An 18,323-nucleotide genomic window follows, 5' to 3' on the forward strand; every position below is an offset into this window, starting at 1 on the left:
CAGTTATCAGTTATCAGTTACCAGTTACCAGTTACCAGTGATCAATTGTTCCCTGTTTACTGTTCACTGTTCACTGTTCACTGTTCCCTGTTTCTTCCCTGTGTTAATACAAGTAATTTCACAAATTCTATAGTATGAATTTAACACCATACAGCAAAGTGTTAATCCAAGGCTTTTCTGAGTACATTACAGCAAATCATGTTGCTCAAATGAAAGCCAATGGTACAAATTTGGTCGCTGGGGTTAATCCTGGATGGGGTGGACAACAAATCTACAGTCTGCCAGTCTTCGACCTTGTAGAGGAAGTCGTGGATAAATTTGGAGTTATTGATACTACAATTATCTGCGTACATCCTTACCAAGTTCTAGATGCAGCACTAGAAGCCATCGCATCTAATATCCGCCAAATCATCATCATCTCCCCTGGCGTACCACCGTTGGATATGGTACAACTACTTCGTAAAGCCGAAGCAAAAGAAACCCTGATAGTAGGACCAAATAGTCCTGGAATTATCATACCGGGAAAAATCCTTTTAGGAACTCAACCTAGTGAATTTTATACTGAAGGTAAAGTAGGAATACTAAGTCGAAGCACGACTCTCACCTACGAAATAGCTAGGGAATTAACTGATGCTGGTTTGGGACAGTCGATGAGTGTCAGCATTGGAAGTGATGCGATCGTTGGTTCGTCTTTTCTGCAATGGCTGCAAATATTGGATGAAGATGAAGCCACAAAGGCAATAGTTTTGGTTGGACAACCCGGTGGCGATCGCGAAGAAGCAGCAGCACGATATATTGCCGAAGCAATTGATAAACCAGTTGTTGCTTATGTTGCAGGTAGAGAAGCACCTCCCGCAAAACATTGGCGTCAAACTGGAACTTTGGCGGCTGTCATCGGACGCGATCCCGATTTTGGCACAGCAAAAAACAAATTAGCTGCCTTTTCCTTTGCCAGAGTTCCAGTTGCAGAACGTCCTTCTCAGATACCAGAATTGGTAAAGAAGGCGATGAGATAGTTATTGTCAATCTATCAAAAGTCAATTGCTCAACCAAGAAATCGCACTTTAGTAGTTCTTGCGATAAGTAGCCCCGCGTCTACGCCTTTGGTCATCGATTTTTTTTAAGTGGTTACGCAAAATTATTTATGTCATTGCGTTAGCGTAGCGTGCCCGGAGGGCATACGAAATGAAATGTAGCGAAGCAATCTCCAAAGCCTTGCGATTGCTTCATTTCGCTTCGCTCCATTCGCAATGACAAATGTGTATTTAATTTTGCATTAGTACTTATTTTCCGGTTGACTTTTTACGAGTTGACACGATATTATATAGATGATGGAAAAGGTGTGCGCAGACGAACCCACTTTCTCAGCAGTATTAGTGGTGCAGCAGCAACCACAGACAAAGAAAGATCATTAAGCCAAAAAAGAAGAAGAAAGCAAGCTTAACCCAACCTCGCTGAAACCACATTTTTAACTTCTGTTTATTAGAGGAGAGGGAAACAGAGTTAATTTTGGCTATCTTAGTTTGAGTGTATTCAATAAGCGGTTCATAGTTAATGGAAGCAGCGAGTTCAGCAGCTTGATGCAAGGAGTCAAGCGCGGCGTCTTTGTTTCCCACAACTACATGAACATCAGCGAGAAATAGAAGGTTGCGGCTTTGGCTGTAGATATCGCCAATTTGAATGTAAAGGTTTTGAGCCTGTTGGAGATATTGTAGTCCTTGGGCTGGTTCATCTTGTAATTTGCCAAACTCTTGGAGTATGTTCGCTTCACCAAGGCGAGCGCCAATCTCGCGGTAAAATACTAATGCTTGTTGGTAGTTTTGTAATGCTTCCTCACGACGATCAAGGAATTGCAAAACATCGCCTATGGCTGTTAAAGTATTGGCTTCACCAAGGCGATCGCCAATCTCGCGGTAAAATCCTAATGCTTGTTGGTAGTTTTGTAATGCTTCCTCACGACGATGCAGGAATTGCAAAACATCGCCTATGGCTGTTAAAGTATTGGCTTCACCAAGGCGATCGCCAATCTCGCGGTAAAATCCTAATGCTTGTTGGTAGTTTTGTAATGCTTCCTCACGACGAGCAAGGAATTGCAAAACATCGCCAATCGCTTTTAAGGTATTCGCCTCACCAAGGCGAACGCCAATCTCGCGGTAAAATTCTAAAGCTTGTTGGTAGTTTTGTAATGCTTCCTCACGACGATCAAGGAATTGCAAAACATCGCCATAAACCTTACACGCATTAACAAAAGACAATACCTCTTGTTGATTTTCTGGTTTCCATTTCTGTAACAAGCGTTCGTAAAGAGTTAAGCGCACAGCATTATAACCCCGCAGTTGTAGTAATTTGTCACAACTGCTATATCGATCATCGGGGTTAGTTTGGTGTTCAATTATGTTTAAAGCTTGTAAATACTGCCCAGTTTCACAGTTATGATGAAAAATCTCTAGATATTCTGCGACTGCTTCGAGTTTATCGCTGGGTAAAAGCTGAGGTTTGCGGCGTTGTTCGTAATAAGCAATTGCTTTTTGATGTGCTTGTGTCTGATTTTCTCCCTTCTGCTGCAAGTAGCCTTGAATTAACGGCTGAAACTGAAATTTCCAAATTCCTTGTTGTTTCTTCTCCTGCAAAAGAGAACGCTTTGTCAATTGATGCAGTTCTGCTTCTGTCACCTCTTGTTCTGATAACATAACAGTTGCTGCCTCTCGGTCAAAAGCAAGACGATACACGCTGAGATTAAATAATAGGTTTTGTAAATTGGGGGTTAGGCGGTTTATACTCGCATCCAGAATTTTTGCAATGTTTGCTTCTGGATCGTCTCGATGCAAACCAAGAACTTGAAATATATTGTGTTTCCATTCACTGATATCTGCCTCATCTGCTGCATGCAGTAACCCAGCCGCCAACTTGAGTAATAAAGGATGTCCACCTGCTTGGTTGACAAATTGGCTCAATTGTGAATCATCGCCCTGTATTTCTAGTTCTTGCAGTAACCTCACCCCTGCATCAATAGAAAGTCCATCTAGTCGTTGCCATCGGCTTTGATTTATTGTGTTGTCAGGCAAAGCAGGTTGCTCTCGGCTAGTGACTAGAATAATACTGCGACTCTCGGAACTCAACCAGCGCAACAAAAACTGGTGATAAGCTTCATCCTTCCATTGTCCATTAGCTTGCAGTAAGGTTTCGAGGTTATCCAGTACCAACAAATACCGCTTTGACTGGAGAGCGTTACAAAGAGCAATAATAAGATCATCATCTTTCTCAGGCGCAACCTGACCAAATTTATCCAGCAACCAACGTCCCCAAACTGCAAAGGGGTAAGCTTGGCTAAAAGTTGTCCAGACTTTTTCCGCAAACTCTTCAACTGGATCAGATATTTTAACAATCAGTTTAGCAATCAGTGCCGATTTACCAAAGCCTCCCGCCGCGATGACACCTATCAAACGTACCTGACTTTCTTCCAGCCACGCCTGCAATTTGGCAAGTTCCTCTGTCCGTCCCTGCCAGTGGCTGGTATCGGGGCGGCGCTGATCAATAATAGTATTAGGGGCATTTAACTTTGTCCACTGCCACTCGGACGACTGTAGTCAGGGTTGCTGGTAGTAACTATTATTTATAGTATTAACACCTATGTAATTTGTGCCGCCTTGATTTGTGACGTCATTCTTGGTTTGATTACCAGTGTTGTTTGTACCATCAATATTCATCAGCATCTGGCTATTGTCTTGAATTTTTCCAGCATGAATTTCTCGCGCTAACACTTGGACTTGATCAGCAAACTCCTGATCAGCGTTCATCGTGTCGCGCAAATAGACTGCAAGTCCTTGTAGTTCTTCTTCCTTACCTTGCTCAATCGCAGTCAAAGTGCTAGCTGTATTCCTATTTACACTGAGTTTCTCACGAATAATTCGATATAACTCATCAATTTTCTTGAGTGCAGCCTCCGTAAATTTCTCCCCCAGTTTGCCTACACTTGACTCAAAAAACTTACCACAAGCAAGTTTTGCTATTACAAGCGCTGCTGAAAAGGTTACAGGATTAGTCATATCTGTAAGTTCCTTAATTTTTTATAGCTATATTTTTTAATACAATATTATATTCTAATTATCAGTAAAATTTCGGTTCTTGTATTCATCTCTAATCTTAAAGCAACACAACTCAGTTAGCAGTTACCAGTTATCAGTTATCAGTTATCAGGTAGGAAACGGACTCGTCCACCGCTTCTTCACCCTTCGGGTTCGCCAGATGCTTACGGAGGGAAACCCTCCTGCAGCACTGGACTCACTGTTCACTGTTCACTGTTAAGCGTTCCCTGATTGAAAAACTTGTTAGACGCATGACAACCCTTAACAATGAGAGAAAGAACTAACAACAAACTCCTAACATCTACTTATGAGCTTTCGTGACGAATTTAAACTGTTGCTACGCGCCCGCTACCCTCTGATTTACATCCCAACATACGAAGAGGAACGAGTTGAAAGCGCTATCCGGGAAGAAGCCGCGAATCAGGGTAGTCGTCCAGTGTATACTTGGGATTTTGTGGATGGTTACCAAGGTAATCCGAATGATGCGGGATTTGGTCGGCGTAACCCTCTACAAGCTTTGGAATTGGTGGAAAAACTCCCGGCTTCTGCGCCAGCAGTGTTTATTTTACGAGATTACCATCGCTTTTTAGAAGATGTGGCGATCGCCCGCAAACTCCGCAACTTCGCTCGACTCCTCAAGTCTCAGCCAAAAAATATCGTCTTACTATCCCCAAGAATTTCGATTCCTGATGACTTAACAGAAGTTCTCACAGTTCTGGAATTTCCCTTACCCGCAGCAGCCGAAATTAAAATAGAAGTCGAACGCTTATTAGCTGCAACTGGTCATTCTCTTCCTACTAAAGTCTTAGATGATTTGGTGCGCTCCTGTCAAGGACTCTCGATGGAACGCATTCGTCGGGTTTTAGCAAGAGCGATCGCCACTCACGGAGAATTGCAACCACAAGATGTAGACTTGGTTTTGGAAGAAAAGCGCCAAACGATTCGCCAAACCCAAATCCTCGACTTTTACCCAGCCACAGAGCAAATTTCTGATATTGGCGGACTAGATAACCTCAAAGATTGGCTTTTGCGTCGGGGTGGCGCATTTACCGAAAGGGCGCGACAATATGGTTTACCGCATCCCCGTGGTTTAATGTTGGTGGGAATTCAGGGAACTGGGAAATCGTTAACTGCAAAGGCGATCGCTCATCACTGGCATTTACCTTTGTTGCGTCTGGATGTGGGAAGATTGTTTGGCGGTTTGGTGGGTGAGTCGGAATCTCGCACGCGACAAATGATACAAGTTGCCGAAGCCCTTGCACCTTGCGTTTTGTGGATCGATGAGATTGACAAAGCCTTTTCCGGACTTGGTAGCAAAGGTGATGCGGGAACCACGAGCCGTGTTTTTGGTACATTTATTACCTGGTTAGCCGAGAAAACCTCACCCGTGTTTGTTGTTGCGACTGCGAACGACATTCAAGCGCTACCACCAGAAATGTTACGAAAAGGACGCTTGGATGAGATTTTCTTTGTTGGTTTACCCAGCCAAGAAGAAAGAAAAGCCATTTTTAATGTACACTTATCTCGACTGCGCGCCCATAACTTAAAAAATTACGATATTGACAGATTAGCTTACGAAACACCCGATTTTTCGGGCGCAGAAATTGAGCAAACCTTGATTGAAGCGATGCACATCGGATTTAGCCAAAATCGGGACTTTACCACCGATGATGTTTTAGAATCTGCCAGTCAGATTATACCACTAGCACGAACTGCCGTCGAACAAATTCAGAAACTGCAAGAATGGGCGGCTGCTGGTAGGGCGCGTTTGGCTTCTAAGCATAGTCCTTTAAGCGATCGCATTCAACGCCAGCCGCAATAATAAGTTCGCAGTTATGAATTATGAACAATCAAAAATTTCATAATTCATAATTTATAGCAGTTACCAGTTTTCCCTTCTCCCTGCTCCCTGCTCCCTGCTCCTTTCTCCCTTCTCCCTGTTCCCTGTTAAGCGTTCCCTGCTATATAATTCAAAATTTGTAATGTGAGGTTGTGACTATGGTGATTGTGAACGTACTGAAATACACACTTGGGATTTTATTGGCGATCGCTATTTTAGCTGGGGGCGGATTTGCGACTGCTTTGTATGTCATAAATCGAACTACTATAATCCCCCCAAAACCCATTTATATTAATGATAGCCCCTCTGTGAAAGGGGAAAATCCAAAAGCTGTACCTAAAGGAACCAAAGAAGCTTCTACGGTTGCGGTTAAACCTAAAGCCTCAGCCAAACCAACCCCCAAGCCTACCCCATCTGCTAAATCATTACCACCCGGAGCTTACCATGCGCGTATCACTTGGAAGCAAGGCTTAATTTTGCGAGGAGAACCAAAGCAAGAAGCTGAACGTATTGGTGGGGTTGGGTTTAATTCAAAAGTTATCGTTTTGCAAGAAAGCCAAGATAAAGTCTGGCAAAAAATTCGCGCTGAAGGTGACGAAAAAGAAGCTGGTAAACAAGAAGGTTGGGTAAAAGCAGGTAACACCCAAAAAGTTGACGAAAACGATTCGCCCCAGAAAGAACAAAAAAAGGAAGAACAATAAGAGTTTACGAAAATAGACAAAAAATAACACTACTTTAGAAATGGAGCATATCCGGAAAATCTCTGCTTCTACGTGAAGTCATCAATAAATAAAGTATTGATGTAAACATGGCGAGTGGGGCAGATATGGCGAAAAATTGTTTGCGAATTCATCATGAGGCAAATTCGATTCAACTTTTTTGGCAACGCGGACAAGCTGCGCCTCGCTCTGCACCAGCGGTAGCATTTCAGCATCCTTTTGAGAAGCAGGCGTTAACAGATTTACGCTGGTATTTGGAAGAGTATCTCAGCTTTCCCTATGGTATATATCCAGACAACGCAGCCAAGATTGAGCAAAAATTGCAAACATGGGGAGAGCAGTTATTTGAGCTGGTGTTTAGAACTAGCGAGCAGACGCGGCAATTTTTTCAAGCTGCTACTTTTGATGGGCTGGATAAGTGTGAACTTGTTGTGACTTCTGATAATCCTCAAGTGCTGAATTTGCCTTGGGAGTTGCTTTATTCGGTGAGCGATGCTCCGGAGGAGCCGCTTCGCGATCGCCAATTTCTCGCACCTTCACTTGCAGGAATGTCTCGTAGTCTCAGCGAATACGCTGTCAGAGCAGAAATGGGTGAGCTACCCAGCGACAAGCTGAATATTTTGCTCGTGAATGAAGAGCGGATTGACTCAGATATCGATGATTTAGCACGAATGCTCAAGCAATTAGGAGAAAGCCAATTTGATGCTATTTGGTGGAAGGAAACGGGTGTGGAGTGTCCAGAATCGTTGTGCGAGGTAATTTGGGCAGCGCGGGATACTCTAGAAGCAGAGTGATAGGAGAAGTATTATGCAAGCTTACAAACTCAAGGGGAAAGTCGATACAGCAGGTAACTTAGTGATTACCGAACCCGTTCAAATTCCAGCCGGAGATGTGGAAGTGATTGTCTTGCAGGCAGTTGAAACGGCTGCTCATTCCACAGTTCCAGAAACCGAGTCACAACCAGAAACACCTAAGAGAAAGTCAAGAGTGAAAGCATTTGAGGGTTTATTTGAAAATGCTCCTCCCGTTCCACCTGACTTTGATCCAGATCAGGCTAAGTGGGAGTATTTAAAAGAGAAACATAACTTGTGAAAGTCCTGGAGATCTCGTGCTTCACTGATAGTACGCCTTGAACTCAAGTTCAAGGCTAATAACCGAAGTCCGTTAAAACGGACTGGGTAAGTTTTTCAGTCCGTTTTAACGGACTTGAACTTTCGTCCGCCAAGAAATAAATTTCTTGGCGGACGAAAGTTATCGTGCAAAATCTGAGTTCTCGTTCCTTGTCTCTGGCAAGGGATGTATAATTTGAGGCTCTGCCTCAATATAATGATTAGGAGGCAGAGCCTCCGTTTGTCTCGCTTGTCGGTATAGCAGGTGCACATGGATTGCCAATTGATCCAGCGATTGCCTAACTCCTAAAAGGGGCGCTGCGCAAACGGCAGAGCTAGCGCCGATAGGCGTAGCCGTGCCGCAGGCATAGGGCGCGCTGAGTCCCAAGGGGACACGCTACGCGAACGCAAACGCTTAACGCCACTATTATTGTTTTATATATCGTCAAAATCGGACTCAATATTTTTTGCGAATATACTGAAGCAGAAAAGAACCAGGGCAATACGGAATCCTGGCAGGCTTTAGGCTTGGCATCAAAAAAAATCCCTCACCAGAATTGGCAAGGGATAATGTGCATCTTTTTGCTTATATATAATTAGATGCTGAGGAAATTAACTTATGCAGTTGTGTTGTGCGGAGAAGATGAAGGCGATGGCGATCGCCACATGAAGGCTCCCTGAGTCCTCCGAACACGCTACGCTTACGGAGCATCGCTTCGCGTTCTGCATAGTGGCAGATCGCACTGAGGGGGATGAACCCCTAACACAAATTAGCCATTTCGTATATAAAACTATATATCTGGGATGCACAAATCTAGCTCGGGTGCATGGATCTAATTCATTGAGTGACCTTCACTGTTCGTTTTTGGTTTTTTAGGTTCGTGAAGGTCACTTTCTTTTGCTTTATAAGAGATGAAAATCCAAGAAGCAATAACCCAGGCAGTGCACCTTTGTTGACGGGGTTAATGTCTTGTGCTTGTAGGTATACTTATCGTACTCGCGAAACCTCACCCTTATCCCCTCTCCTTAAAAAGAGCCAGTGCGTTGCGGAGAAAAGTGCCGTGGGCGGTGAAACCAGTGCTGCAGGAGGATTTCCAACGCCAGATGCTCCACTTGGGGAGCCAGTGCGTTGGCGGGGTTCCCCCGCTTGAAGCACCTGGCGTGAAACCCCAAGACCGCACTGGCTCCTCCGCAGGCGACTGGCGTTCCCGAAAGGTTTCCCGACAGTCGCGCACCTGTCCGCCCTTAGCAGTGCTGATAGCATTTGCGCAGCGTCCCTCTTAGGGACTAGCGTGTCCGCAGGACATAGACGGGTTTCCCGTCGCAGGATAAGAGCGTTCAGGTTCCCGTTAGCGGAGTGGAACGAAGTTCGCCACTGCGTTGGGGAGGCAGTATCGAATACAAATTTACACACGTTTTTTCAACTGTTCCTCAGAAACCCAAGCACCGTGGAACCCATAAGGTACACGTTGAGGAAGAATCACTCGTGCCACTGCTTCACCTGTGATATCCTGAGCACTAACTACCACGAGTTCAGAACTTTCCTCTACGGTGTCGTAAACATAAGTCACAAGCCAGCCATCATCTTCTGCTTTTGCATTAGGACGTGGTGCAAACACAGCTTCACCACCATAACGTCCTTTTCCAAATTCATGGGTTTCGGACTTGCCACTGTTCAAGTCATACTTAATTAAACCATTGAACACAGGCATGGAACTTTTCGCCATTTTCGCAGTGTAGCCGTATCGCGTTTTTTGCCCCAACCAATTCTCATTGACACGGGGAAATTCAGAGGGGACATCATCTAGCATTTCTTCCCTGACTTTGCCCGTTTTCAGGTTAAATCGCCAGCGATACAAACGAGGGATATCTGCTTGTGAATCGGGTTGTGAGTCTTGCAAACCCGAGACATTGGTGGAATTCATCCGACAAGCAATCAAAACTACCTCATCTCCTTCCTCATAAGCGTTGAGAGTGTGGAAGATGTAGCAAGCGGGAGTCTCAAACCATATAATGTTACTGTTATTGCCATAACGTGGAACAATACCAAAGCGACTCGGTTTGTCGTGCTCAAACTTCAGCATAGGTTCACCGCGTTTTTGCCTTTCCATATTAAAAGTCAGCGGCAAATCCATAAAAATTGTGTAGTCTTCAGTGATGGCAAAGTCATGCATCATCACGGCTGCTGGTATGTCAATAGGTTCCGTCTGCAAAAGTTCGCCTTGTGGTGAAACCACACTGTATTGCAGATACGGCGGTGTGAAGCCGTAACCAAAAAACATCATCTCACCCGTTACTGGATCTACTTTGGGATGAGCAGTCACGGCTGAGACAAGTTTACCATTGTAAGTATGTTCACCCAGAGTCCTTAACTCAGGAAGTTTGATAGCGTGAGGCGCACCTCCTTCCCACAAGGCCAAAAGTTGACCTGCATGCCACACAAGAGCAGTATTAGCTGTATTCTTGCTTGGTCCGTGAGGATTGTCCATTTGTGGCGGTTCTAGTAACCCACTCCAGACAGCTTTACCTGCTTCGTTCTCAATTTTCCATGCTTTTGTGCGCACATAGCGGTTGCGATACGCAGCTTTACCGTTAATAATTCGCACTCCATGCAACATTCCATCCCCATCAAACCAATGGTACTCCCCAATGGGTTTCCATTGGGGATTAGGACCATTGCGCACGAACATTCCTGATAAGTCACGAGGTAGTTCACCTATGACTTTTAGGGAGTTTGTGGAAATTTCCTCGCGCACTGGCGCAAAGTTACCATCGAGAAAAGGGTTGACTTGTGTTATTGCCATAATTCCTGTCCCAAGCACAAATAGAATATCTTATCGGCACTTCGTTATCTTAGCCATAGCCTCTAATATAGATAACAATCACAGGGACTAGAAACAGAGAATAATTTTGTAGGGATATCAGTACGAACTGGTGTGGAGACAAACAAATGACCGAATTTCAAGCCCCTCTTCCCCTACACCCCTACACCCTTACACCCTTACACCCCTTATTATTGACTCTTGACTAATGACTCCTAACTAGTGACTAATGACTAATGACCAATCTAAAATCCCAACTGGTATTGTAAAGCATGAGTTTAACTCTTTATTTCCTCCGTCACGGACAGACAGAATACAGCCGTAGTAATTTTTTCTGTGGTTCGCTAGATCCAGAACTTACGACAGATGGTTTGGAGATGGCAAAAGCTTTTGCTACTGCATACAGTTCTACACCTTGGACGGCAATTTTTTGCAGTCCAATGGGACGAACCATAGCGACGGCAAAACCCTTATGTGACGCAATCGGGATGCAACCAGAATTGCGGGATGGCTTAAAGGAAATTAACTATGGCAAATGGGAAGGCAAAACACCAGAGACGGTGAATCTGGAGTTTCATGACGATTATATTCGCTGGTTAGCAGATCCGGCTTGGTATGCGCCGACTGAAGGGGAGATGGCGATCGCCATAGCATCTCGTGCTACCCAGGTTATTGAAGAAGTCAAGCATCGTTACACCAGTGGCAATGTCTTAATTGTTTCCCACAAAGCAACCATTAGAATTATGCTGTGCAGTTTATTGGGAATTGATGTCGGGCGCTTTCGTTATCGTTTGGGATGCCCTGTAGGTTCAGTAAGTATTGTAGAATTTGGCTCACATGGTCCTTTACTTAAAGCATTAGCTGACCGTATTCATCTCGATGAGCAGTTGCGTAATTTACCAGGAACTTAACTAAAGAAAGAACTCAGAATTCAGAATTCAGCAATTCCTGAGGAATGATATATGACTCGGAAGCCAGTATTGTAGAAGAGAAAACCTTTGATAGATGCAGATTATTTGATTGACTTACACAGTCATACCTCTCAAGGATTAAACTACCTTTATTTATTCCGAAATCAAGAAGAAAGTGCAAAATATTTCTTACTTGAATTTGGAATTCTATTTAAAATATGTGATGAAGATGGTTTTGACAAAGCCTTTATCCAACCTTGGCTAGCCTTGGAAAATTGCTTCCAACAGCTTGGTAAAGAAATTAAGTTTGATTTGGAAGCTTGGACACTCGAACTTGGTACAGGAATGCAAATGAATCCAGTGTCAGTTGAGAAAGGTCTTCGAGGTGTGAAAAACTATTTAGCACAGAAAGGGGTTTTGCGAATTTCTGGATTTCCTGTCAAAGAAAGCGAATCTCATAACATGAATGTTAAACTCACAAATCAAATGAGAAAGTATTATGCCTCAACAGGTGGAATGATTCAATCAAGAGTAGAGTTGGGGAGTTGCGTGAAAGCTGGAGGACGAATTTATCAAATGTTAACTTTTAATAAAGAGGGTCAGTTACCTAGTGTGATTGATGTGAATGCAGAACAAGATGGATTTGTTTATGATATCTCAAGCAATCAGGCGGTTAACGAAGGTGAGTTTGTGCTTGGAATTATTGAATAGTGTCTTGTGACTTCAGTTTGTATTTAAAATCAGCAACTCTCTTTAAAAAGGCTAATTGATTAAAAAGGCGAATTGAAATAGTGGGCGGTGATAGACAAGTAAATTAAAATAAGATTAACTAATTATAGCGGTTTTCGTCTCAATCAGATATACAACGGGATATATAGATTTTGAAATGTAACGTCTATAGTAGATTGTACGTAAGCGAAATCAGCTATAGTAGAAATTTCAGGGTAGTTTTCTATTTGATTTGTGTTTGTACAAAAAGTTACGTCATCCAAAATCTAAAATATGATCCTAGAGCCAGGGGGAAATAGTAGTCAAAATGATATCTTCTCTCTTTCAGGAGAAGTGGTAATTCCGCAGGCTCCTCCTGAATATAAATCAGGTTTTGTCGGCATTATTGGTCGTCCAAATGTCGGTAAATCTACGTTAATGAATCAATTAGTTGGACAGAAAATTGCTATTACATCACCAGTAGCACAAACAACACGCAATCGGTTACGAGGGATTCTCACCACTCCAGAAGCGCAGATGATTTTTGTGGATACGCCAGGAATTCATAAACCTCATCATCAATTGGGGGAAGTGCTGGTGAGAAATGCCAAACTAGCCATTGAGTCGGTAGATATGGTGTTGTTTGTGGTGGATGGATCGACGAATTGTGGGACAGGCGATCGCTATGTTGCTGATTTACTCACTCACAGCACAACACCAGTGATTTTAGGCTTAAACAAAATTGACGAACAGCCTTCAAATTTCCAGACAATAGACAATAGTTACACCGAATTGGCAAGGGAGCATCAGTGGCAAACAAGAAAATTTTCTGCCAAAACTGCTGTCGGATTACCTGAACTGCAACAATTATTAATTGAACACTTAGAACTAGGACCATTATATTATCCACCAGACTTAGTAACAGACCAGCCAGAACGCTTTATTATGGGCGAATTGATTCGAGAACAGATTTTGCTTTTAACTCGTGAAGAAGTACCCCATTCAGTTGCGATCGCCATTGACTTGGTGGAAGAAACACCAGCTATTACCCGTATACTTGCGACTATACACGTTGAGCGCGATTCCCAAAAAGGAATTCTCATCGGTAAAGGCGGAGCAATGTTAAAAGCTATTGGTAGTGCAGCGCGCGAACAAATGCAAAAATTGATTGCAGGAAAAGTTTACCTGGAATTGTTCGTCAAAGTGCAACCAAAATGGCGTCAGTCTCGGACACGTTTGGCAGAGTTGGGGTATCGCGTGGAAGAATGAATAATGTTTCAAAATAATACCTTGCGCTTAAATCTACCAGCTAATATTTCTGTGCTGCGCATTTTGATTGTAGAAGATGATCCAATGATGCAACTGGGATTGGAACAGTCATTAATGGCTCATCCCCAGTTGGAAATAGTCGGACAAGCAGAAGATGGCTACTTGGGTGTGCAAGCAGCACTAAAATTAAAACCGGATTTGGTGGTGATGGATATTGGTTTACCCCGGTTGGATGGGATAGCTGCAACACAGCAAATTAAAGCAGCATTACCAGAAACTCATGTTGTGATGCTGACATCGCATCAAACAGACACAGAAATTATTGCGGCGTTGTCTAGCGGTGCAGATGCATATTGTATCAAAGGGGCGAGTGTAGAGCGACTGTTGAGTGCGATCGCCGCCGCAGTTGAAGGTGCAACCTACCTCGATCCTCAAGTTGCCAGACGAGTCATTGATAATCTCAAACCTCCTTCCCCCAGTGGAAACGCCGCAAATTTATCTGGGCGTGAGTTAGAAGTTTTGAAACTGATGGTAGAAGGATTAAGTAATCCAGAAATTGCACAAAAGCTTTATTTGAGTCCCAATACTGTCAAAACTCATGTGCGTGGGATTATGAATAAATTATCTGTAGACGATCGCGTGCAAGCTGCAGTTGTTGCACTGCGTTCTGGGTTGGTGTGAAAAAATATCCAACTTACGATATGTCATTGCGAGTGGAACGAAGCAATCTCCTATTCAAGTGGACATGATATAAAATCTCGTTTCCAGGTTCCACCTGGAAATGCAGTTTCAGCGGCTCTGCCGCAAGTAAGTTATGCTTGCTTTGCAATAATGATTAAAGGACAAAAAGTAAATGTAATTGTTATGCAATCTATTTTCTGGAGTGTGGAAGAAGTTGCTCTAAGAGCCAAACAGTTTTACGAAAACGATATTCGTCAACATGTTGAGTATGGCGATAATATCGGTAAGATGATTGTAATTGATGCAGAGACTGGTGAATATGGAATCGATCCAACTGGTGTAAAGACAGCGTTAAAGTTAAAACACCAAAAACCAAATGCTAGATTGTTTACTATACGGATTGGTTATGACGTTGCTGTAAGCTTTGGTGGCGCAATAGAGCGTATTGCCAAATGATTATTAGTCCTATGATTCCATTTGATTTTTGTAAAAGATGGCGCTAGCCACCCATCTTCAGCCATCCAAAAACTTGATTGACGGTTAATGTCAGTTCAATTTCTGGTAACACAGGCAATAAATCCTCTCCCATAAGTAATAAAGGCTGTTGCTCACGGAGAAATACTAAGATACTCAAGTCATCAGGATCAATAAACCATCCGAGGCGACTACCATGTTGTAAGCAATAAAGAATATTACCAATCACTTTGTTGGGTTTTTGTTCTGGCGAGAGAATCTCAATCGTCCAATCTGGCGGTAGTTCAAAGTTATCAGGAACCTCATCATCAATCAGAAATGGTATGCGCCTCCACAGAAATATAGCCACATCCGGTACAATTGAGCGTTCCCCGAAACTACAACGTAATTCGGGAAAAGCATAGGCAATCCTCTTGTCTTCTGCAACTTGATTGACTGCTGCACAGAGTTTACCTTGCAAGCGGCTGTGTCTCCCCTTCGGCATTGGCTTTTGAATAATTTCACCGTTAATATATTCACTGGCTGGCTTGGTTTCTGGGAGCTTCAGGAACTCCTCTAGGGTAAGGGAGTGGAGAGTTGTAGCGCTCATGGCTCCTGAATCAGTACGAAGATGTGTTCTCAGTTTAGCAAAACGCAGCGGGCTAGCTCATTTGACAGGCGCGTCCTTGGCGGGTACTCCGTGCCGTAGCGGTATTGGTGTCGAGATTAATCACACTTTACCAGCAAAAAAAGTTGTGTTTTACGAACTACACAACTATACAACGTGCGATCCGAGACGATTACAGAGACAATTCTTATAAAAACTATACAACGTGCGATCCGAGACGATTACAGAGACAATTCTTATAAAAAATGTGCGATCGCCCTTCATCCTAATAGCGCGTAAGTGAGTGCTATATCTAAACGCAAGTCGGTACATTGTTAATGCATCGGCTTGCCCTGAGAACAGAATGTTACTATCAAATCAACTGGTGAGGCCACGCAGTCCCCCGCTAACCTTCGGTTTAGCGGTGGGAGAAACGCCGCTCCGGGACTGGGGACTGGGAAAATATTAATTAAAATCCTCAGTCCCCTTTCCAACATAGATTATGCTAGATTCTTAGGTATTCTTTTTAACAAGGTTTTTTTGATGATGTTTCAACGCCGCCGCCTTAGTACCACCGACTCCGAGTTGAACTCATTTGAACTCATTCGGGAGTTGACAGGCCAGCTACCAAAAGAACAGGTGACACAAAGTGAAGAGTTAGAGGAGTTAGAGTTGACACCAGAAGAGATTCGAGGAATAGTTGGGGGTCATAGACAAGGGGGACGAGCCCAAGGGGGTCTAGTTCCTTGTGTATGGTGTCAGTACGGGTGCTGCTAGTGATGATATTACCTCATTAATGCAACTTCCGTCAAACGCTCTATTAGCTTGGATAGGATAAACTTATCTACCACAACCGCAACCGCCACTTCGGGGCGATCCAATACCTGGCACAGATCCCAAAGTGTCAATTGACCAGGTGAAGATTTATGCTTATCTTTATTCCGCCTAATTTTATGACCAGCCAGCAGCTTACTATCCCAGTTAGACTTGCAGGCTGGTTTTGCTTTTGGTTTATGTCGTTGACAAAAGCCTCGGTACTTTTTTGCACATTCATCCAATGTTTTACCCAGTCCTAGAAAAGCTGGATGCCACGCCCTAACGGGAAGTAAAAAGTCAAAAGTCAAAAGTCAAAAAATTATTATTAGGATCTTTCTTTACTCGTTACTGTCGTAGAAAAAGCTGCGTCGCATTTGGGCGGCTTTGGGATTGCCGTGGATATAGCGAAGAGTATTTAACGCTCGTTGTGTATCGGTGGGTAACCGGAAAACCCATCACAGTAATACCGCTGTTCCCAGAAGTGCCCTGTACGATTCAGCATCCGGTTGAAGCACATGGCGGTGTACCAGTTGAGGAAATGCATTATTTTAGGCAAATCTTCTGGAGTGGCTGGTTCTATCAAGTAGTGGATGTGGTTGGACATGATGCACAACGCGTAAAGTTTGAAGTTATATTTGTCCAAACTTTTTTTGATTGCATATAAGAAGACTTCTCGGCATTCCCGTAACTCAATAGCAATTATCCCAACCATTCCGGATTCTTAGCTGTACTATCAAATTGATTCGTAGTCTTAAATAGCTCATACTGACCTTTTGCAGCAGCAGAACGAGTGCGATCAAGTAACGCCTTAACTTGTTCGTTGCTCATTGGCTTAAATGTGCGTACTGCCTCAAACGCTTGGTTTAGAATTTCCATGCTTTCAATACCTGCAATAACGGTTGAAGTTGGCAGGTTCATGGCGTAGTGAAGACATTCGATGGGTTTAACAGTATTGCTCTTGAGAATATTTTGGTCGCCCATTGATTTCATACCCAGCACACCGATTCCATTGCTCACTAGTTTGGGTAAAACTTGCTGTTCAAAACTCCTAAAATGTGCATCCATCACATTTAATGGCATCTGCACTGTATCGAAATGAAAGTTATTTTGAGCAGCAACTTCCAGCATTCTCAGGTGAACCAGAGGATCTTTGTGTCCGGTAAAGCCGATGTAGCGAATCTTGCCTGCTTTTTGAGCTTCTAGCACAGCTTCCATTGCACCACCGGGAGCAAACACGCGGTCTGCATCTTCCATGCGAATGATTTCATGATGCTGTAGCAAATCAATACGATCTGTTTGCAAACGTTTGAGAGAATCATTAATTTGCTGAGTAGCCGCCTGTTTTGTTCGACCGTCTATCTTTGTCATGAGAAACACTTTTTGACGGTAACCGTCCCGCAAAGCTTTACCCATACGGATTTCGCTTCCTCCGTTATGGTAGTCCCAACTGTTATCCATGAAATTGATACCACGATCAATGGCAGTTCGGACGAGGCGGATACCTTCTTGCTCATCTTTTGGTCGTCCAATATGGTGACCTCCTAAACCAATCAGCGATACTTTTTCTTTGGTGCGTCCCAAAATTCTGTAGATCATTTCGCCGCTTTTGGTCTGAGTAGGTCTATTTTGGGCATGTACTTGTGAGAATAACCCTTCGGTAGCTGCCAACCCTGCTGCAACCAAACCTGAGGTAGAAGCTACTTTCAATAAATCTCGTCTGCTGATATCCATAAATTTCTGTTTCTAAATAATTGTCATAATTTGTTCTCATAGAGTGACACGATACAAAATACGGTGCATCTAACTGTTGAGAGAAAACAGCACAGCAATGATACCTGGCAATTGGTGGAGTGGTGAAGTAGAAATGTAGCAACTCAGAATTCACATCGGACTCAAGATAAAAGACAATCAGGCAATCAAGCTGGAATTGGATCTAGGATTGTCTTGACGACACTGAAAAATAAAAATTTTGGGAAGAGGTCTACAACTATGGAACTTACAATGGACAATGTCGAAACCGTTTTAGATGAAATGCGTCCTTATCTCATCTCTGATGGCGGTAATGTGGAAGTCGTAGAACTTGATGGTCCTATCGTCAAACTACGGTTGCAAGGTGCTTGTGGTTCTTGCCCCAGTTCCACTATGACTTTGAGAATGGGAATTGAACGTCGTCTCAAAGAAATGATTCCGGAAATTGCAGAAGTGGAGCAAGTGATGTAGACAATATAGGACGGGGGGATAACAAGAGCGAGGGAAAGAAGGAGGGAAGGAGGGAGGGAGAATTTTCCCTCACCCTTCGGGTT

At 43.4% G+C, this 18,323-nt stretch carries 19 protein-coding genes and 1 pseudogene; 13 read left to right on the forward strand and 7 right to left on the reverse strand.

The features are described from left to right. Window positions 1–134: 134 nt before the first annotated feature. Window positions 135–1,016: a succinate--CoA ligase subunit alpha gene (locus AC5JM2_RS23040; RefSeq protein WP_495837148.1), complete on the forward strand. Its 882-nt coding sequence runs from the start codon at window positions 135–137 to the stop codon at window positions 1,014–1,016. Window positions 1,017–1,373: 357 nt separating this feature from the next. Here the strand turns inward: AC5JM2_RS23040 and AC5JM2_RS23045 are convergent, their stop codons facing one another. Both AC5JM2_RS23045 and AC5JM2_RS23050 read right to left on the reverse strand, forming a co-directional pair. Beyond that, window positions 1,374–3,539: a tetratricopeptide repeat protein gene (locus AC5JM2_RS23045; RefSeq protein WP_495837231.1), complete on the reverse strand. Its 2,166-nt coding sequence runs from the start codon at window positions 3,537–3,539 to the stop codon at window positions 1,374–1,376. Window positions 3,540–3,587: 48 nt separating this feature from the next. Then, window positions 3,588–4,046, reverse strand: a complete 459-nt coding sequence (locus AC5JM2_RS23050; protein ID WP_495837149.1) for a hypothetical protein — start codon at window positions 4,044–4,046, stop codon at window positions 3,588–3,590. Window positions 4,047–4,392: 346 nt separating this feature from the next. Here AC5JM2_RS23050 and AC5JM2_RS23055 point away from each other — a divergent pair, with 346 nt between their 5' ends. From AC5JM2_RS23055 to AC5JM2_RS23075, 5 genes are all read left to right on the forward strand, one after another. Then, a complete protein-coding gene (locus AC5JM2_RS23055; protein ID WP_495837150.1) occupies window positions 4,393–5,907 on the forward strand; it encodes an AAA family ATPase in 1,515 nt (504 codons plus the stop codon). Between the two features lie 176 nt (window positions 5,908–6,083). Continuing rightward, the gene (locus AC5JM2_RS23060) at window positions 6,084–6,626 is read left to right on the forward strand and encodes an SH3 domain-containing protein (RefSeq protein ID WP_495837151.1); all 543 of its coding nucleotides are present in this window, start codon (window positions 6,084–6,086) and stop codon (window positions 6,624–6,626) included. A 125-nt stretch (window positions 6,627–6,751) separates the two neighbouring features. Further along, on the forward strand, window positions 6,752–7,438 hold the full coding sequence (locus AC5JM2_RS23065) for a hypothetical protein (protein ID WP_495837152.1): 687 nt from the start codon (window positions 6,752–6,754) through the stop codon (window positions 7,436–7,438). Window positions 7,439–7,451: 13 nt separating this feature from the next. Beyond that, window positions 7,452–7,736 (forward strand): hypothetical protein, encoded by a 285-nt coding sequence (locus tag AC5JM2_RS23070; protein WP_495837153.1) that lies wholly within the window; start codon window positions 7,452–7,454, stop codon window positions 7,734–7,736. A gap of 1,061 nt (window positions 7,737–8,797) precedes the next feature. After that, window positions 8,798–9,037 carry a hypothetical protein gene (locus AC5JM2_RS23075; RefSeq protein WP_495837154.1) on the forward strand — a complete coding sequence of 80 codons (240 nt, stop codon included), beginning with the start codon at window positions 8,798–8,800 and terminating at the stop codon, window positions 9,035–9,037. Between the two features lie 122 nt (window positions 9,038–9,159). On the opposite strand, the gene AC5JM2_RS23080 is transcribed toward AC5JM2_RS23075, so the two are convergent. Next, complete coding sequence (locus tag AC5JM2_RS23080) at window positions 9,160–10,557, reverse strand: carotenoid oxygenase family protein (protein WP_495837155.1); 1,398 nt, start codon at window positions 10,555–10,557, stop codon at window positions 9,160–9,162. 290 nt (window positions 10,558–10,847) lie between these two features. Here AC5JM2_RS23080 and AC5JM2_RS23085 point away from each other — a divergent pair, with 290 nt between their 5' ends. The 5 genes and pseudogenes from AC5JM2_RS23085 to AC5JM2_RS23105 all read left to right on the forward strand — a co-directional run bounded on the left by AC5JM2_RS23085 (window position 10,848) and on the right by AC5JM2_RS23105 (window position 14,600). Continuing rightward, the gene (locus AC5JM2_RS23085; protein ID WP_495837156.1) at window positions 10,848–11,486 is read left to right on the forward strand and encodes a histidine phosphatase family protein; all 639 of its coding nucleotides are present in this window, start codon (window positions 10,848–10,850) and stop codon (window positions 11,484–11,486) included. Between the two features lie 90 nt (window positions 11,487–11,576). Next, window positions 11,577–12,197, forward strand: a pseudogene (locus tag AC5JM2_RS23090) (succinylglutamate desuccinylase/aspartoacylase family protein); the annotation flags it as partial. A 291-nt stretch (window positions 12,198–12,488) separates the two neighbouring features. Further along, window positions 12,489–13,463, forward strand: a complete 975-nt coding sequence (gene era / locus AC5JM2_RS23095; RefSeq protein WP_495837157.1) for a GTPase Era — start codon at window positions 12,489–12,491, stop codon at window positions 13,461–13,463. Window positions 13,464–13,466: 3 nt separating this feature from the next. Then, window positions 13,467–14,144 (forward strand): response regulator, encoded by a 678-nt coding sequence (locus AC5JM2_RS23100; RefSeq protein ID WP_171976506.1) that lies wholly within the window; start codon window positions 13,467–13,469, stop codon window positions 14,142–14,144. A gap of 183 nt (window positions 14,145–14,327) precedes the next feature. Next, on the forward strand, window positions 14,328–14,600 hold the full coding sequence (locus AC5JM2_RS23105) for a hypothetical protein (RefSeq protein WP_495837232.1): 273 nt from the start codon (window positions 14,328–14,330) through the stop codon (window positions 14,598–14,600). A 43-nt stretch (window positions 14,601–14,643) separates the two neighbouring features. Here AC5JM2_RS23105 and AC5JM2_RS23110 read toward each other — a convergent pair whose 3' ends face one another. Then, window positions 14,644–15,207: a Uma2 family endonuclease gene (locus AC5JM2_RS23110; protein ID WP_495837158.1), complete on the reverse strand. Its 564-nt coding sequence runs from the start codon at window positions 15,205–15,207 to the stop codon at window positions 14,644–14,646. Between the two features lie 540 nt (window positions 15,208–15,747). Between AC5JM2_RS23110 and AC5JM2_RS23115 the strand changes: the two genes are divergently transcribed. After that, window positions 15,748–15,981, forward strand: a complete 234-nt coding sequence (locus AC5JM2_RS23115) for a hypothetical protein (RefSeq protein ID WP_495837159.1) — start codon at window positions 15,748–15,750, stop codon at window positions 15,979–15,981. A gap of 8 nt (window positions 15,982–15,989) precedes the next feature. Here AC5JM2_RS23115 and AC5JM2_RS23120 read toward each other — a convergent pair whose 3' ends face one another. From AC5JM2_RS23120 to AC5JM2_RS23130, 3 genes are all read right to left on the reverse strand, one after another. Further along, the gene (locus AC5JM2_RS23120) at window positions 15,990–16,328 is read right to left on the reverse strand and encodes a hypothetical protein (protein ID WP_495837160.1); all 339 of its coding nucleotides are present in this window, start codon (window positions 16,326–16,328) and stop codon (window positions 15,990–15,992) included. A gap of 107 nt (window positions 16,329–16,435) precedes the next feature. Beyond that, entirely contained in the window at window positions 16,436–16,732 is a 297-nt protein-coding gene (locus tag AC5JM2_RS23125; RefSeq protein WP_495837161.1) for a transposase, read from the reverse strand. After that, on the reverse strand, window positions 16,720–17,751 hold the full coding sequence (locus AC5JM2_RS23130; protein ID WP_495837162.1) for an aldo/keto reductase: 1,032 nt from the start codon (window positions 17,749–17,751) through the stop codon (window positions 16,720–16,722). Before AC5JM2_RS23130 ends, AC5JM2_RS23125 begins: the two co-directional genes overlap by 13 nt. Window positions 17,752–18,009: 258 nt before the next feature. On the opposite strand from AC5JM2_RS23130, the gene AC5JM2_RS23135 reads away from it, so the two are divergent. Further along, on the forward strand, window positions 18,010–18,240 hold the full coding sequence (locus AC5JM2_RS23135) for a NifU family protein (RefSeq protein WP_495837163.1): 231 nt from the start codon (window positions 18,010–18,012) through the stop codon (window positions 18,238–18,240). The last annotated feature ends 83 nt before the right edge of the window (window positions 18,241–18,323 follow it).

Source organism: Brasilonema angustatum, assembly GCF_059505445.1.

Excerpts from the sequence above, each read along its gene's own strand:
- AC5JM2_RS23040 (WP_495837148.1), top strand. The coding sequence starts at position 135 with ATGAATTTAACACCATACAGCAAAGTGTTAATCCAAGGCTTTTCTGAG.
- AC5JM2_RS23050 (WP_495837149.1), bottom strand. The coding sequence starts at position 4,046 with ATGACTAATCCTGTAACCTTTTCAGCAGCGCTTGTAATAGCAAAACTT.
- AC5JM2_RS23055 (WP_495837150.1), top strand. The coding sequence starts at position 4,393 with ATGAGCTTTCGTGACGAATTTAAACTGTTGCTACGCGCCCGCTACCCT.
- AC5JM2_RS23060 (WP_495837151.1), top strand. The coding sequence starts at position 6,084 with ATGGTGATTGTGAACGTACTGAAATACACACTTGGGATTTTATTGGCG.
- AC5JM2_RS23065 (WP_495837152.1), top strand. The coding sequence starts at position 6,752 with ATGGCGAAAAATTGTTTGCGAATTCATCATGAGGCAAATTCGATTCAA.
- AC5JM2_RS23070 (WP_495837153.1), top strand. The coding sequence starts at position 7,452 with ATGCAAGCTTACAAACTCAAGGGGAAAGTCGATACAGCAGGTAACTTA.
- AC5JM2_RS23080 (WP_495837155.1), bottom strand. The coding sequence starts at position 10,557 with ATGGCAATAACACAAGTCAACCCTTTTCTCGATGGTAACTTTGCGCCA.
- AC5JM2_RS23085 (WP_495837156.1), top strand. The coding sequence starts at position 10,848 with ATGAGTTTAACTCTTTATTTCCTCCGTCACGGACAGACAGAATACAGC.
- era (WP_495837157.1), top strand. The coding sequence starts at position 12,489 with ATGATCCTAGAGCCAGGGGGAAATAGTAGTCAAAATGATATCTTCTCT.
- AC5JM2_RS23100 (WP_171976506.1), top strand. The coding sequence starts at position 13,467 with ATGTTTCAAAATAATACCTTGCGCTTAAATCTACCAGCTAATATTTCT.
- AC5JM2_RS23105 (WP_495837232.1), top strand. The coding sequence starts at position 14,328 with ATGCAATCTATTTTCTGGAGTGTGGAAGAAGTTGCTCTAAGAGCCAAA.
- AC5JM2_RS23110 (WP_495837158.1), bottom strand. The coding sequence starts at position 15,207 with ATGAGCGCTACAACTCTCCACTCCCTTACCCTAGAGGAGTTCCTGAAG.
- AC5JM2_RS23115 (WP_495837159.1), top strand. The coding sequence starts at position 15,748 with ATGATGTTTCAACGCCGCCGCCTTAGTACCACCGACTCCGAGTTGAAC.
- AC5JM2_RS23125 (WP_495837161.1), bottom strand. The coding sequence starts at position 16,732 with ATGGTTGGGATAATTGCTATTGAGTTACGGGAATGCCGAGAAGTCTTC.
- AC5JM2_RS23130 (WP_495837162.1), bottom strand. The coding sequence starts at position 17,751 with ATGGATATCAGCAGACGAGATTTATTGAAAGTAGCTTCTACCTCAGGT.
- AC5JM2_RS23135 (WP_495837163.1), top strand. The coding sequence starts at position 18,010 with ATGGAACTTACAATGGACAATGTCGAAACCGTTTTAGATGAAATGCGT.